Below are 16495 nucleotides of genomic sequence, written 5' to 3'. Positions count from 1 at the left end.
AACTAATATTCAGGTAGGCTGACTATTTCTAAGTGCTGCATTTTAGTTTGTAAAAATGTTTCTCCAACAGCCTTAAACTTAAGTGGAATATCAGTAACATAAAATCTATATTTTGGAGTATTACTGAGTTCATTTAAAAGATTCTTATCAATGAGAGATTCATATAACATTTTACTCGCTTGTAATGATGGATCTATCAACCTTACATTCAAGATTTTGGATATAGTCTTTTTAATAATTGGGTAATGAGTGCAACCTAAAATTAAAGCTTCGATATTTTTATCTCTAAAATAATCAAGATATTCTTTAGATATAAGTTCGACAATCTTACCGCTCACAAACCCTTCTTCTATCATAGATACATATAAGCCACAAGCGTTACTGTAAACTTCAATCTTAGGATTACGCTTGTGAATTTCTAAAGCATAAGCATTACTACTTATAGTTGCAGGTGTTGCAATCACCCCTACACTAGATAAATCATTAACTAGACTAATACCTGCACTTATTACATCTATAACAAGTATTTCTTTAGCTATTTCTTGAATAATATCTTTAGCTATCGCTGAAATAGTATTACAAGCTATGATTATTGCTTTAACTTCTTGATCAATCAAAAACTTAACTGTTTGGACTGCAAATTTTTGGATAGTTGCTCTAGATTTTGTACCATATGGAATTCTAGCTATATCACCAAAATAGATAATATCTTCATTTGGTAATATATCCATTATATTCTTAACTACTGTCAAACCACCTATTCCTGAATCAAAGACTCCAATAGGCCTATTATTTATCATTATCTTTTATCAAGCTTCCTAATAATTTTCTTACGAGAACGTGTTGGTATTTTTTCTAAATAATCATCTTTTGCTTGAATAAATGGTAAGAGATTATCTAAAGAAAGTACTGCTTGGTTGGCATCATCTGCTATAAAGTTTTGACTTAATTGAGCATCTTCATTTGCAAAAATTACTACCGTAACTACTGGAATGCCTTTTATATATATTTTTTGTTTATATAAAAAAGTTTGTAAAACTTTTTTCTGAGCAAATGTTTGTCTAATCGGATTTTTTATAGTTTTAGCATAAACTTTATTATTTTGTGAGGTTTTTGACACATTCCATCTCTCCGCCATATTTGCAACTTGAATATAACCACGATTATTCTTTACTTCAACTATATATATTCCTTTACGAGATATAGCAATAAAATCAATCTCCCTATTGCCCACTGTAGATTTCTCATCGGGTAAAATCACTCTATTAAAAAGAACAAAATTATTACCTAGCTTTTTTAACTCCTTTAAGACAATACTCTCACCCTCTGCGCCAGATATTATTATATCTATAGGATTATCATCTTTTGTGATCAAGAAAAAAAATACAAATAGTATAAATGCTAAAGTAAAAGCTATCTCTAATGATTGAGCTACAAATTCAACATTTCCAAGATACAGGTCTACTCCTACAATCAATCCACAAAATATAATCGCAGAATATAAGCTTTTTTTTGCTCTAATTAGGTAATTTCGTAATCTCGCCCAGGTAAAACGCAGAAAAAGCCTATCTTTCTTTAATTTACTTTCTATTGCCATCTCTAATATACTTCTATTTTAAACTTATAGGTTAATAAACTTCTGCTTTACTTCTACTATCTTATCTCTAACCATCGTTGCCTTTTCAAATTCTAATTCTTTAGCATAAGCTCGCATACGCTTTTCTAAAGCTTTAATAACTTTAGTAGCTTCAGCCATACCTAGTATAGCTGAAACATCAACATCATCAACCTTTAAGCGCAAATTATTTTTATACGATTTTTTTTGCATCTCTGGAGAACTATCAAGCATATTATCAATATTTTTTATAATAGTTTTAGGTTCGATATTATATTTTTTATTATGCTCATCTTGCAATTTACGTCGCCGCAAAGTTTCATCCATTGCTTTCTTCATTGATTTTGTAACTATATCTGCATATAAAATGGCCCTGCCATTTTGATTACGAGCAACCCGACCGATTGTTTGAATAAGTGATTTCTCTGAACGTAAAAACCCTTCTTTATCTGCATCAAAAATAAGTAAAATTCCTACTTCTGGCATATCTAACCCTTCTCTTAAAAGATTAATCCCCACCAACACATCAAAAACACCCTGACGCAAATCATGAATAATTTGAACACGTTCAACAGTATCTATATCTGAATGCAAATACCTGACATTAACTCCATGCTCAGAAAGATATTCTGTTAAATTTTCCGCCATTTTTTTAGTAAGTGTTGTTATTAAAACTCTCTCTTGCTTTACTATGGATTTATTTATCTCTGATAAGCCATCTTCAACTTGTATTGCAACAGGGCGTACAAAAACTTCTGGATCTAAAAGGCCTGTTGGACGAATAATTTGCTCAACTGTATTTTGAGATTTTTCTAGCTCATAAATAGCCGGAGTTGCTGATACATATATCGTTTGTGGTACAAGTTTCTCAAATTCATCAAATTTCAGAGGTCGATTATCTAAAGCAGATGGCAATCTAAATCCATACTCAACAAGATTTGTTTTACGTGATCGATCACCTTTATACATTCCTCTAAACTGTGGTAAAGTTACATGAGACTCATCAACTATAACTAAAGCATTTTCTGGTAAATAATCTATAAGCGTCGGTGGTGGATCTCCTGGATTACGCCCTGATAAAAGTCTTGAATAATTCTCAATACCTGTACAGTACCCTAATTCTTGTATCATTTCGATATCATACTTTGTACGCTGCTCTATCCTTTGGGCCTCAAGCAACTTACCTTCTTCTTCAAAATGTTTAACTCTTTCTTTAAGCTCAATTCTAATATCATCTATTATTTGATCTTTACGTTCTTTTGATGCAACATAATGAGTACTTGGAAATATAGTTGCACGATGAATTGAATTTATTTTTTTAGAAGTTAATGAATCTATCATACTTATAGCTTCAATTTCATCATCAAAAAATTCAACTCGAATAGCATCTTTTTCAGAATCTGCAGGGAAAATGTCAAGTATCTCACCTCGCACTCTAAAGCCACCTCGACTAAAATCCATATCATTACGAGAATACTGCATTTCTACAAGTTTTATTTGTGCTTGTTTCATGCTTAATATTTCACCAACCTTCAAATGTAACAGCATTTGCATATATTGTTCAGGATCACCTAAGCCATATATTGCTGAAACTGTCGCAACTATAATCACATCATTTCGCTCTAATATCGCCTTTGTAGCAGATAACCTCATTTGCTCAATATGCTCATTTACCGATGAATCTTTTTCAATATAAGTATCAGATGCTGCAACATATGCTTCTGGTTGATAATAATCATAATATGAAACAAAATACTCTACCGCATTATCAGGAAAATACTGTTTAAATTCAGAATAAAGCTGAGCTGCTAATGTCTTATTATGAGCAACAATCAAACATGGCTTTTGAGTTTTTTGAATAACGTTTGCTATAGTATAAGTTTTACCAGAACCTGTTACCCCAAGTAAAACTTGGTGATCTAAGCCATCATTTATACCATTTACTAAAGATTTAATAGCCTCTGGTTGATCACCTGCTGGATCGTATTTTGTTACTAAATTAAATTTATCCATTCTTCCTAAATTTTTTTGATTTATTTGTTTTATAAAACATTCAAATACATTGGCCTAAAAAATATACTTTTCTATACCGACATATCTAGCCTACTAAGCAAAATATAGTGCATATCTACACTTAGAAATTATAGCTAATACCAGAAGTAATAAAATTAGCATAACCTTCTTTAAATGATTTAACATAAAGATAAGTAACTATAAAATCCATATTTTCAATTATTCCAGATGGCATTGCTAAAGATATAGGTAACGCAATCAAACCTGATTGAATATGTCTACCTTCCTGCAATTCATCTTCCTTAAAGATATCTCCTATTCCTAAGCCAATTCCTATACCTGCTTTTAAATTATCAAAAAACTTATAATTATATTTCACAAGACCTAAATATGAATTACCATCTAATTTGCTTTTCTTGTGATTAGCAAAATATCCAAGATATCTAAATTCTGCTGAGATATTTTTTTGAAAAAAATATCCCAATGTTGTAGTAACTACGCCTGTATTATGAGGAGAATCACTAACATATCCCCAACCTCCAGAAACTGTAACAAAAAAATCATTTTTATTAACAGTATTAAACTCTGATACTGCTCCATAAGCTATTGTACTTAAAAGATAAACTATCAAAACAATATTTTTAAGCATACTAGAAAAGGTACTCTTCTAACTCATATAGTAATGCTTGTTGTTCCTCAGTTAGGTCACGGTTTGCTCGTAAATCCTGCATTTCTTGATAAATATCTTCTAAAGTTTTACGTGTTTTACCTCTATGATCAACTAAAAAATCCTCAGCATCCAAACTGACAATTTTATTTAGATATTCTTGAAACTCTATTTGAGATCCTTCTGGTAGCTTTGAGAAATCTAATCTCCCTAATATACGTACAGCTCTAGCATAAAAATCTTTAGACAATTGTTTAAGTATTTTAGATTTTTGATTTATCGATAGACTATGAAATTTATTGCATTCTTTTTCATCTGCCAAACTCATAAAATTACTTTGATAAATACATGCATCACTATCAATATTCTTAATTTCAGGATATTTATACTCTAAAACATAGTCTATAAAATTAACAAAAATCTCAGAATTATGTTTTATAAAATCTTTATTTGCCTTAATAAGATCTAACCTATCTTGCGGCAACTTACCTACAAAACGAGTTTTAGCTGGCAATATCAATGGGATATCACCCCATTTCTTATTAATGGTCAAACGCCAATGTTCTGCCTCTAAACTACCAAATTCTTCAATAAAATCACTAAAGAGATAGCTATCTAATCGCAAAAATATTTCTTGGTTTTTATAATGCCTATGCTGACCTAGCTCAAGTATTGCTGACATGAAATTATTTTTATAACCAAAGACTCCACTAACTGAGATAGCTTGCTTAAATTTAAATTCTGCAACCTCTAAACCTATATCTAGTTGGGTTAAAGTATTTTCATCATTCTGTTTATTAAATTTAGCTAATAAAAATTGCCACATCTTTGAGTTTGCTGTTTTAAGATTTTTAGCTAACTCCACTGTAACTAAAACATCTGTAATAGCATCATGAGCCCTACCACCACTATAAAAACTATTCTCAATATTTAAATTTTCTAATTTTAGAGATACTTTTTTTTGTCCCTCATTGTCAATAACTTGAGGCCATTTTAATGCTGCATTACAAAATAGATAATAACAACTTACTATTGGAAATAAATCTGCTCTAGAGCAACTATTTTTAAACTGATGACTGTATGGAGGTAACATATTTTTAAAAAATGCAAAGCGTAAAAACTCATCATCAAACCCAAGAGTATTATAGCCAATGCTTATTGTTCCCGGGGTGTTGATTATTTTATGAATTTTTCTAATTGCATCATACTCTGAGATACCATAATTTGTTTGAGAAATTGAAATATGGTGGATAATTGTAGCTGTAGGACTAGGCGTCGTATCAGGATTTAATTTTACAAAAAAATTATATCTTTGTATTTCATTAAAATCTAGATCTGTTCTAACTGCAGCAAACTGCAAAACCTGGTCAAACGAATTATTAATCCCACTAGTTTCTAAGTCATAGAACAAGAAAGTCTGATTGCTAAACATTATAAGATTTTAAACTCTAATTTGATTGGATTCTTGACTAAGAATTTTAACATACCTTTAGAAAGATTAGTAACCTTGCCACAAATACCATTAAAAAATAAAATTAAAGTACAAACTTGTGTATAAAATATATTTCAATGAAGTATAGTGCTGATATCTCAAGTAAATATAATTACAAATATCTAAACTTACCTAAGATAGTCCTAATCTTAATTATTAGAAAATGGTGATAACCCAAATAAACTATTTTTACTTGCCCGTAACCTTATTTCCCCTGATCCATCTCCAGCAGCATAATTCTGAATTAATATACTACCATTTAATGTACTAATCATATAAGGAGATCCAGAAATTCGAAAATCAAAATCGGGAATATAATCAAATTTAGCTCTATCGCCTAACTCTATCTTGCCATCTTGTAAAGGAAAGCTTATTGAAAGATATGACTTACCCTCTAAACCAGGGTTTACAAACTTAAATGTAACATCTAAATTATTTCCTATTCTTGCCGTTTTAATAGGATATGCAGATACCCCTAAATCAGAAGGAGGAAGGCTCATATCTATCCGTTCTCCACGCTCGTTATAAAGTGTAATATCCACTACTAAATCATAACCAACCAAACTATCTGCTAAATCTTTATAATCATTTATAATATCACTTGTAGTAGCATTTAATTCAGTTATAGCCTGCGAGCAATTTAAAATCGTAGCACTTGGATCTTTTGCTAACTCTCCTACTAAAGATTGAATACTATAACATTTCTGTATAACTTTTGCTGCTGGCGAAAGAATCTGTGCATTCTCATTTATTTGTCTCATAGCTGTGAAATAATTGTTATTCTCAATAACATCTATATATTTCTGATAAAAATTATTTATTTTATTAACTAGCTCGGAGTTACCTGAAGCATTTAGCCAGTTTATAAAATCAGGGTTTAATAAGCGTGCTTTATCATTACGAGCATTATATAACGTACTAAGCATTTGTCCAGAACCCTCCCTCGTTTGTACAAGGGTATCATAATCATTTAAATGATTTTTATACTCAGTATCAACCCAGCCAGCTGGTGCTGCGTAGCTATTAAAAGAAGTAAAACCACTTGCATTAACCTCTATTGCTTTTAAAGGTAAATTATCTCCCTCCTTGGGATATAAATACTTTTTCTCCCTTGTTAGGTATCCTATAATACATTGTAGCAGTGTCTAACTCACCTTTAACATCACTAAATTTTTGATTAAAATCATCAGTAAATTTTTGCAAATCCTCAGGTTTAAAACTATAAGTATTTGCCTCTTCACTTTTAAGCTGCATAAGCTTATTTTCGGACTCACTACCCATAACCTTAAAATAAGAAACTGAAATACTACCATTAATATTAGTCTCACTAGCGACATTTTTTATTTCTTGAGTTAGATCGGCCACTTTTGGAATACCAAATGACATTTTAAAACGAAAGCTGTTGTAGTCACTTTGACTATTCAAATGCACACTAACCATGTATAAGATAGTAGCTTGCCCTACTGAACTTGTTGTAAAGTAAGGCCCACAATTTTCATATACAAAACCTTCTTCATGTTTAGTTGATATTTTAAAGCCACCGCTAGTCAAAGATACCTTCGTCCCACTTATAATATAATTCACTGTTAATGCACTTGTTTGTGTTTCATTCAAAGTATCTAATTCACCTCCTGCAGAAAAAGGCAATCCTCCAACCTCAAACTCTCCTTTAGCTCCTATATTTATCCCTAACTGATTAAAGGCCTGAGAAAAATTAAATTGTAAATTCCCGTTTTCATATTCATAAACTTGATTTGAATCTTGCTGAATTGGTACACATCCAGCTGAAAGCAGCCTAGGATCACGGTTTGGATATATACTAAGCATAGATCCTGGTACCGCACCATATCCAAGCATATTATTACCTGCTGAATACCCTATACCAACTCCAACCAAAGATCCAAAAACCAAAATTTTTATTATTCATATGCCGTCAAATAAGTTAATAAATAAAAAATATTAAATATTAAATATTAAATATTAAATATTAAATATTAAATTTATTATAAATTATATAGCATATATTTCAACTATTAATTACCTTGAAATAATCATCAAGACAACCATTGCGGCCAACCATTCTTTTATTAATATTTTTGCTTGAATCTAAAAGAAATACACAGAAACTAAAATATCTTGGTAAGTGAAAAATTAATATGATAAATTTGTTAATAAGTTTACTGGTGCTATAGTTAATCTGATAATATTGTGCTAAAGACGTGAGTAATAGCATCAGATAAATTATCAAAAGAATTATTTACTTTTCTTAAAATTCTTTTAAAATTGGCCCAAATTTTTTCTATAGGATTTAAATCAGGAGAATAAGCAGGAAGGTATAGTATCTGTATATCAAACTTCTCTGCTATTTTAGCCAATTTAGGAGACTTATGAAAACTAGCATTATCCATAACAACAGTAGTCTTTGGAATTAACTCAGGACATAAATGCTCTTCAAACCACTGATTAAAAATTTGAGTATCTGTATATCCAGTATACTCTAGCGGTGCTATAATCTTCTTTTCTAAATAGTTATAACCAGCAACTATACTTTTTCTCTGAGTTTGATAAGCAATAACTTCACCATAGCTAGGTTTACCAACAAGAGACCATCCTCTTAGTACAGACTGTTTATTATCCATACCCATTTCATCTAAATATACAAGTTTGTTAGGTTCAATAGTCTCAACAACCTCTATAAAACTTTGCCTATCTTGTTCTTTTCTTTGCTTATATTTAGGTGTCTTTTTTTAAAACTAAAACCAAGTCTGGTAAGACAATCATAAAATGTGCTTCTAGGTATTTCAGGAGCTAATGCTTCTCTAATATCTAAAGCCATTGCATCTGGATATGTTCTTAAGTAGCTTTCTATCGCTTCCTTATCTGTAAAGGTTGCTACTCTACCGCAACCCAAGCCTTGCTTAGATTTATAATCACCAGTTGTCTCGTATAAGTTTATCCAAGATCTAGTAGTACGGATATCTATATTAAAAAAATTACTTAGCTCTTTGTCTGTTAGGCCTTCTTTATATTTAGTTATTACGATATCTCTGAAATCTTGGCTATATGATGACATTTTTTCTAAATATTATAACATTATTGTCAAATAACTATCGGATTAACTATATCAATAAAAAAAGAACCAAGACTTACAGATAGAAAAGAGAAAACTTAATCAGTTAATTCTTTATTTAAGCTGGCTGACGAGTTGCTGCGATTGTTACATCTCTAATATTTATATTTTGAGGCTGAGAGTACATAAATATTGCCGTACGCGCTATATCATCTGCAACAAGAACTCCACCCATAGATTCCTTCCATTCTTCATATGAATCTTTTATTTCATCTGAAGTTGTATGGCTTAGAAGCTCAGTATCAACAGCTCCTGGGCATATTGTCATTACTCTTACATTATCATCTGCAACTTCTTCACGCACATTTTCACTCATTGAAGAAACAGCAAATTTTGTACCAACATACGCTGCATGATTAGGAAATGACTTTTTACCTGCAATAGAACTTATATTAATAATAGTTCCAGTTTTTCTAGCTTTCATACTACTTAAAACTGCCTGCATACCATTAAGCAATGCTAAAACATTAACATCAAACATTTTCTGCCACTCTATTGAATCCTGAGTATCTACTTGTCCAAGTAACATCATACCAGCATTGTTTATTAAGCAATTCACAGGGCCATATTCAGCTTCTGCTTCTTTTATAGCATTTTTAAATGCTAAAGCATTCGTAACATCTACTTTACGTATCATAGTATTTGGAAGACCTAATTCTTGGATTTTCTCTATACGTCTACCAATAAGTAAAAGCGAATGACCTGCTTCTGAAAAACGCTTTGCAATTGCAGCTCCAATTCCTGAACTTGCACCTGTTATTACTACTAATGATTTACTCATTTTTTTCTCCTTTGTTGTTAAAATAACCTTTACTTTCTTTCATTAATTGTAAATTCTATAGAACTTTATTAGACTAATAAATACATATAACCATAAAACATTGTTATAAAATAATGAACAATATTTACTGGCGTGGTATCTATGCTTTCATCCATGTTGCAGAAAAACAAAGCTTCACAAAGGCTGCAAATAGCCTTAACATGGCGAAATCTAATCTTAGTCAAAATATCAAAGATCTAGAAAATCATTTAAAAGTGCAACTACTCTATAGAAGCACAAGGCATGTTAGGCTTACAGAAATAGGTGAAAAATATTATCATAAATGTAAAAATCTACTAGAAGAGCTAGATATAGCTAGTCAATTAGTCACACAAGAAAATAATGAATTAAGTGGAAGTATAAAAATAAACTGTGTTGGTGGAGTGCTCGGTGAAGAAGTGGTTGCTCCAATACTATTAACTTTCCAACAACAAAACCCAAAAGTAAGGATTTATTTAGATTTTTCAAGTAACCAAACAAATCTTTTAGAAAGTGAGTATGATTTAGTCATCCGCATGGGAAACATTCCTGATTCAAGCCTAATTATTTCACCACTACAAACCGTTACTACCAAATATGTAGCTAATAAAGATTTTCTAAAAAAATATGGTGAAATAAATAATCCTAGACAACTAGAAAACATGCCGATCATTTATGGTAGTGTTAAACAATGGTCTCTAACTTCAATAAATGATAAATACACTCTTCATGCTCACAATAACTGTATATATGTAGCCAATGGCAGGGTAATGCAGCAAGCAGCCATACTTGGATTAGGTGTTACAAGATTATTAGATATATATGTGGAAGCTAATATCAAAAATGGCAAGCTAGTTGAAATACTTCCAGAATATGCAGAATCAACACAGTTAACAATATTATCTTTACCTGCAAAATATCAACTAAAAAGAATCACCTCTTTAATCAAATATTGTAAGGAAAATTTTAAGAAAAAATATCAAGACGTTTTTAATGATTAATTTTATTTAAGCACCCTATCATACCTAATTGTTATTTTTTTAAAGTTACTATTAATTTGTTCTTTTGTATAAGCAACCAACTCAATATATAAATCACTATTATGTTTTTTTTGTTGGATAAAAAGTGTTCTATATGTTTTCAGATTAATTAGCAATTCATCCATTAATAATAGTATTTTCTTATATTGATAATATTTCTTTGTAGTGGCAAATTCATATTTAGCATTCGTAAGCGTTTCGCTTAGTCCCATATTTTGATCAACAAGTGAAATTAATTTTTGATTCTTAACACTTCCATCTACTTCATCTACTAATCTTTTAAGTTCACCATAAATACTATACATCTCTTTATTAAAAAGTATTCTGTTCTTTTGTCCTCTAGTTAAGAAAGTAATCAACACAATACAAAGAGTACCTATAGCAACATTGATTACCCTAACAAAAAAAAGTTCCATACTCCAGCCTATAAACAAACCAAAATACATAACTAAATATATATGTATAAAAAAAACACTTGTAGCATAATTTAAAAATAATGAGTATATATAGAATGCAAGAGCTATCCCACATAGAACTGCAATAAATGTAAAATCTGCAGCTATATTTTTTTGTACAATCATCAATACTAAAGATCCACATAACGTTCCTAATAAGGAAAATATAACAATGGATTTACCTCTTTTATATATAACACTTGAACTAGTACTTGCTGCGACACTAATTACAGCTATTACAACCCAATAAATCCTATCTTTAAAATGTTGTTCATCAGTCATGCTAAATAAACAATACGCAATAGCCAAACCCAAAGTAGAAGCTAATAACACCCTATAAGCAAGTAACGTAGTATCAGCAAGCTTATCAATATGTTTATCCTTGAATAAGATCATCATAAGCCTCTTTAATGTTATCTATATTGATAAACATATCATCTAATAACAATACAATATCAAACAAAATTTTCTTCTTTTTTTTATCATTCTTATACTTTTCAATATAATTCATTTCAAACTTATATTTTAAATATTCTATTTCACTAAGCCTATTTTCTAACAAACTATTTTTTGCTTGTATATACAATATTAAAATTAATGTCTTTTTAAATATTTCTTCAAAATCTTGAGATAAATGTTCAACTTCCTCGATATTATCAAACCCTAAACGCATATGGTTGACATTCAAACTTTTATAATTAAGTATTAATTTAGTAATTAGCCTATTAAGCATGACCAGATTATGGCAAAAATATCTCCATTTATCTTGTTTAGCTTTGCGTAAAAACATCACCCCATGTATCTTTAAAGATTGAATATTTTTTAATTTAATATTACTTGCCTCAATAATTCTAGTTTGAGTAAATCTTCTGAAGCGAGATTTTTCAAACGTATCGTTATAATGCCTCACAAAGAACTTAAATGAATTTTTTGAAATCTTTTTAATATCTTCAACTTGCATAATCTTATAACTATTTATCACTAAAATATAAAAAGCTAGACCTATAATTAATGCTGATATGGTGAAATATTTATGGTTTTCAATACCTAAAGGATACCTAATAAAAGAGACGCAAGCCAAAACCAGTATCATTACTGGAAAAAAAGCAAAAGCCTCACCAAATTTTCTCATCCAGAAACCAACAAATATAACCAATATTATCAACATAAAGTAATTTTCAAAAATCGTATGTACATATGGTGAAATATTTATAATAAGAATAGATAATATAAGGTAACCAAAGAAAGCTCTTCTTCTTGCTTCTATGCTACCCATCAAAATACTGGCTGCAAAATTAATTATGTATAAAACAATTAAAACTATTAAGTTTTTATTAAAATCAGAAATTGTGGCAATTGCTAAAAATATAAAAAAAATTATAGCTGCTTTGATAGCACTATCCTGAAAGATTTTTATAGGGTCTTGATTAATATATTTATGATAAATCTCACTAATTTTTAGCATTATCACCTACCATATAAAATATAACCCCCTATAGTTTTAGATTATATGCCAAATCATTGATAATTAATATTAATGATGTAGTTATTTTTATAATAAAATGTAGTAAAATTTAAGAGCATAAAATAATATAAAATGATTTTCTAACTATGATTTATAATGATACATATGATGTTATTGTTGTTGGCGGTGGTCACGCGGGTGTCGAAGCTGCTGCTGCATCTGCCCGTATAGGAGCTAGAACTCTACTTTTAACACAGAATATAGACACTATTGGACAAATGTCATGTAACCCTGCAATTGGAGGCATAGGTAAAGGCCATCTTGTCAAAGAAATAGACGCTATGGGTGGAATAATGGCAAAAGCCATTGATATGGCAGGTATCCAGTTTAGAATATTAAACTCTCGTAAAGGACCAGCTGTTAGAGCTACAAGAGCTCAAGCAGATAGAGTACTATACAAAAAAGCTATAAATTCTCTAATAAATAACCAGCAAAATCTAGAAATTTTTCAAGACTCTGTAGATGATTTAATAGTTCAAAAAGATTCTGTCTGTGGAGTCATCACAAAAACAGGAATAACATTTAGATCTAAAAAAGTAATCCTAACGGTAGGTACTTTTTTGGGTGGTAAAATACATATTGGTAAAATTTCTCAATCTGGAGGAAGAGCAGGTGATCAACCATCAAATGCGCTTGCCGAACGCTTAAGAGCTTTGCCCTTCAGGGTTGATAGACTTAAAACAGGTACTCCTCCACGTATCGATAGACGTAGTGTTGATTTTAGCGTAATGGATGTTCAACATGGCGATAATCCAGCCCCTTATTTTTCATTTTTTTCTAAAGGAAAGGTAAATCACCCAGAACAAATACCTTGCCATATTACATATACAAATCCTAAAACTCATCAGATAATAACAAATAATCTTGATAAGTCTGCGATGTATAGTGGCTTAATAGAAGGAATCGGACCTCGCTATTGTCCTTCTATCGAAGACAAGGTTGTCAGATTTGCTGATAAAGATAGACATCAGATTTTTGTTGAGCCAGAAGGCCTAAATAGTATTGAATTATATCCTAATGGACTATCAACAAGCTTACCATTTGAGGTTCAATGTGATTATATCCGTTCCATCAAAGGGTTTGAAAGAGCATTTATAATGCGCCCAGGCTATGCAATTGAATATGACTTCTTTGATCCAAGAGATCTAAAACCAACTCTTGAAACAAAATATATAAATAATCTATATTTTGCAGGTCAAATAAATGGTACAACAGGTTATGAAGAAGCTGGAGCACAGGGATTAGTTGCTGGTGTAAATGCCGCAATAAGCCTAGATAGTGATAAATTCTGGTATCCTACTCGTGCCAATAGTTATATGGGCGTACTAATTGATGATCTTATAACAAAAGGTACGAAAGAACCATATAGAATGTTTACATCGCGTGCTGAGTATAGGCTAATTTTGCGTGAAGATAATGCTGATCTACGCCTATCTGATAAAGCTTGTGAATTAGGCTTATTAAATAAAGAAGACCAACTACATTACGTCCATAAAAAAACTGCTATAAATGATAATATAGCGCTAATGAAAAATACATGGATAGGTCCTCAAACACAAAAAGCTCGAGAGCTTGAAAAATTTCTAGAAAAAAAAATGACTCGAGAAAGCACTTTATATGATTTACTAAAACGTCCAGAATTAGATTACTCTAAACTACAGCAAATACCTGATTTAAACCTTAAACTAAATGATCCAGATACAATCGAGCAAATAGAAATTTCTGCAAAATATTCTGGCTACATAGAACGTCAAAATAAAGATATTGCAAAATCTGCTAGTTTTGAGCAAAAAATCATCCCTAATGATTTTAATTATAATCAAGTTAAAGGTTTATCTAATGAGGTTCTACAAAAGCTAACTGAACAAAGACCTACCACGCTAGGTGAAGCATCTCGAATACCTGGTGTAACTCCTGCAGCCATATCATTATTAACTATATATATGAAAAAAACTGGATTTATAAAATAGAGGTTAAATATATGCAAAGAAATATTTTTAAAATAACTTTATTGGCTTGTTTAACACTACTTCTTTTTTCTTGTGCCACTAGACAAAATTATATAAACCAACAAAAAGCATGGATTGGTAAAAATATAGAAGCCTATATAAAAGAATTTGGTATGCCTCAAAATGTAATCTACGTTGCTCCTAACCCAAATATTGAAACATATGTATATGTAAGTAAAGCTGTAAACCCAAATACGCCAGCTTTTGCAGGCAACCCAATGAATAGCTTAATCATGGCAAATAGAAACCCCAGATTTGTACAGTTTGGAGCACTTATGTGTACAACATGGGTTTCTATCAATAAAAACACTAAAATTATAAAAAATATTACATTTCGTGGTAATTATTGTGCAACAAGAAATTAAATCAGGGAGAGTAAATGAATATTAAACAAACATCCACACCTTTAGTCACAGGGCTTGTTTCAGCTTCTATCTGTTTTAGCTTTGGTTTTTTTACAAATGTGTTTAAATATAATGGCCTCGAGTTCTTTTATGCTTATATTGCCTTTTTAATATTACTATGTTACCCAATGAATCTAGTTGCAATATATCTACAACAAGCTTTTCCAAATTTAAACACCCATAGCAAACTAGTCACTCAAATTACAGGTAGCTCAAAGCTTAAGCCAATCAGTCTTCTACTTACAGGACTTATAATAATAATAATTTCTTTTGTAATGCTTAATATCTCATCTTATATTTTAGATTTTTTTGATAATGTTCCTGCCATAGATAGATTAAGTAACAGTAGCTTAAAATTCAGTAGTAATCTACCTGTTTATATTATCTTAAGCGCTATATTTATTACCATTTTTTTACTATTTATCTTAGTACATAGTAAAAAAATAAATCTTAATAAAATTCTAGAGACCTTAGCTCACATCTCTCTATACCTTGTTGCCATATTGATGTTAATAGTAATGTATTCACCACAATGCACTATAGGTATAAAAGAATTCTTTTTAAGCTTAAATTATCAAAATATTGGACAAATACGTAGTATGCTTGGCTTAGCTTTAGTCTTTGCAATACTTAGTAATTTCATATCTATTGCCTTTTATAAAAATATCATAAACACAAAAATCAACGACTATAACAAACTTAAAATTGACTCTTTGAAAAGCACTTTCTACAACGTTATATTTTCCCTGATAATTTGTATAACTATATATACGATTCTTGGCGATTATAAAATGTATCTACAACCAGATAATGAAATTCAAATAACAGCAATTTTTAAAATATTAGAACAGAATTCTCCTGCATACTATCTTTTACTTGAGGTTATTTTTATAACTTTAAACCTTATTGTTTTCATAGCTGCATTAAAATATATCTTTGAAATAACCAGCAAGCTTCATATAAGAATTCTCCTTTTACTTATTCCATTCATAATGACAATTAGTTTTATAACAGTCGATATTACTTACATTGATTTTTCAAAAATGCTAGGATTACACCTACTAATAATTTTTATATTCTTATTTGAAGTATTCATTATTGGATGGGTTTATGATGCTCAAAAACTAAGCTATGAAATACTAAAGAGCACAGGAACAAAACTTTCTTCACTATTTAATATAATGCTTAGAATTATTATTCCATTCATATGCTTATATGTAGTTATTGGCTACATTTTCTTGTCAATGTCAATAATCTGGCAATTCATAGCGACTTTAGCTTGTATGATAATCTATATCATCAAGGGAAGTGTTCTTAGTAAAATATTTAACAATAGAAGGTTTTAA

At 30.3% G+C, this 16495-nt stretch carries 15 protein-coding genes; 4 read left to right on the top strand and 11 right to left on the bottom strand.

The genetic code is table 11. The annotated features are described in order from the left end of the window. Window positions 1-2: 2 nt before the first annotated feature. From murI to ACR0PV_RS03950, 9 genes are all read right to left on the bottom strand, one after another. Window positions 3-800, bottom strand: coding sequence for a glutamate racemase (gene murI, locus ACR0PV_RS03990; protein WP_488173682.1), 798 nt, complete (start codon window positions 798-800; stop codon window positions 3-5). Next, window positions 800-1597, bottom strand: a complete 798-nt coding sequence (locus ACR0PV_RS03985; RefSeq protein WP_488173681.1) for a nuclease-related domain-containing protein — start codon at window positions 1595-1597, stop codon at window positions 800-802. Before ACR0PV_RS03985 ends, murI begins: the two co-directional genes overlap by 1 nt. Before the next feature lie 24 nt (window positions 1598-1621). After that, on the bottom strand, window positions 1622-3628 hold the full coding sequence (gene uvrB / locus ACR0PV_RS03980) for an excinuclease ABC subunit UvrB (RefSeq protein WP_488173680.1): 2007 nt from the start codon (window positions 3626-3628) through the stop codon (window positions 1622-1624). A 121-nt stretch (window positions 3629-3749) separates the two neighbouring features. Further along, window positions 3750-4277 (bottom strand): hypothetical protein, encoded by a 528-nt coding sequence (locus ACR0PV_RS03975; RefSeq protein ID WP_488173679.1) that lies wholly within the window; start codon window positions 4275-4277, stop codon window positions 3750-3752. A gap of 1 nt (window position 4278) precedes the next feature. Further along, window positions 4279-5727, bottom strand: coding sequence for an exonuclease domain-containing protein (locus tag ACR0PV_RS03970; RefSeq protein WP_488173678.1), 1449 nt, complete (start codon window positions 5725-5727; stop codon window positions 4279-4281). A 209-nt stretch (window positions 5728-5936) separates the two neighbouring features. Further along, the gene (locus ACR0PV_RS03965; RefSeq protein ID WP_488173677.1) at window positions 5937-6713 is read right to left on the bottom strand and encodes a hypothetical protein; all 777 of its coding nucleotides are present in this window, start codon (window positions 6711-6713) and stop codon (window positions 5937-5939) included. A gap of 148 nt (window positions 6714-6861) precedes the next feature. Next, window positions 6862-7698, bottom strand: coding sequence for a hypothetical protein (locus tag ACR0PV_RS03960; RefSeq protein ID WP_488173676.1), 837 nt, complete (start codon window positions 7696-7698; stop codon window positions 6862-6864). A gap of 281 nt (window positions 7699-7979) precedes the next feature. Further along, window positions 7980-8860 (bottom strand): IS630 family transposase gene (locus tag ACR0PV_RS03955; protein ID WP_488172194.1). Its coding sequence is split into 2 segments (ribosomal slippage): window positions 7980-8536 and window positions 8536-8860, totalling 882 coding nucleotides; the frame shifts between segments, so codons are not numbered across the junction. A gap of 115 nt (window positions 8861-8975) precedes the next feature. Next, window positions 8976-9698, bottom strand: a complete 723-nt coding sequence (locus ACR0PV_RS03950) for an SDR family oxidoreductase (protein ID WP_488173675.1) — start codon at window positions 9696-9698, stop codon at window positions 8976-8978. Between the two features lie 113 nt (window positions 9699-9811). Here ACR0PV_RS03950 and ACR0PV_RS03945 point away from each other — a divergent pair, with 113 nt between their 5' ends. After that, window positions 9812-10717, top strand: coding sequence for a LysR family transcriptional regulator (locus ACR0PV_RS03945; RefSeq protein ID WP_488173674.1), 906 nt, complete (start codon window positions 9812-9814; stop codon window positions 10715-10717). 2 nt (window positions 10718-10719) lie between these two features. Here ACR0PV_RS03945 and ACR0PV_RS03940 read toward each other — a convergent pair whose 3' ends face one another. Next, entirely contained in the window at window positions 10720-11607 is an 888-nt protein-coding gene (locus ACR0PV_RS03940; RefSeq protein ID WP_488173949.1) for an FUSC family protein, read from the bottom strand. Then, complete coding sequence (locus ACR0PV_RS03935) at window positions 11588-12676, bottom strand: hypothetical protein (protein WP_488173673.1); 1089 nt, start codon at window positions 12674-12676, stop codon at window positions 11588-11590. Before ACR0PV_RS03935 ends, ACR0PV_RS03940 begins: the two co-directional genes overlap by 20 nt. 146 nt (window positions 12677-12822) lie before the next feature. Between ACR0PV_RS03935 and mnmG the strand changes: the two genes are divergently transcribed. From mnmG to ACR0PV_RS03920, 3 genes are read left to right on the top strand one after another with little or no spacing between them, the layout of a single operon-like run. After that, entirely contained in the window at window positions 12823-14706 is a 1884-nt protein-coding gene (mnmG, locus tag ACR0PV_RS03930) for a tRNA uridine-5-carboxymethylaminomethyl(34) synthesis enzyme MnmG (RefSeq protein WP_488173672.1), read from the top strand. An 11-nt stretch (window positions 14707-14717) separates the two neighbouring features. Continuing rightward, complete coding sequence (locus tag ACR0PV_RS03925) at window positions 14718-15110, top strand: hypothetical protein (protein WP_488173671.1); 393 nt, start codon at window positions 14718-14720, stop codon at window positions 15108-15110. Window positions 15111-15124: 14 nt separating this feature from the next. Next, window positions 15125-16495: a hypothetical protein gene (locus ACR0PV_RS03920; RefSeq protein WP_488173670.1), complete on the top strand. Its 1371-nt coding sequence runs from the start codon at window positions 15125-15127 to the stop codon at window positions 16493-16495.

The organism is Francisella sp. AG1, assembly GCF_057683165.1.
Note: the sequence above shows the minus strand (reverse complement) of the source record. Positions and strands in the feature narration are given on the sequence as shown.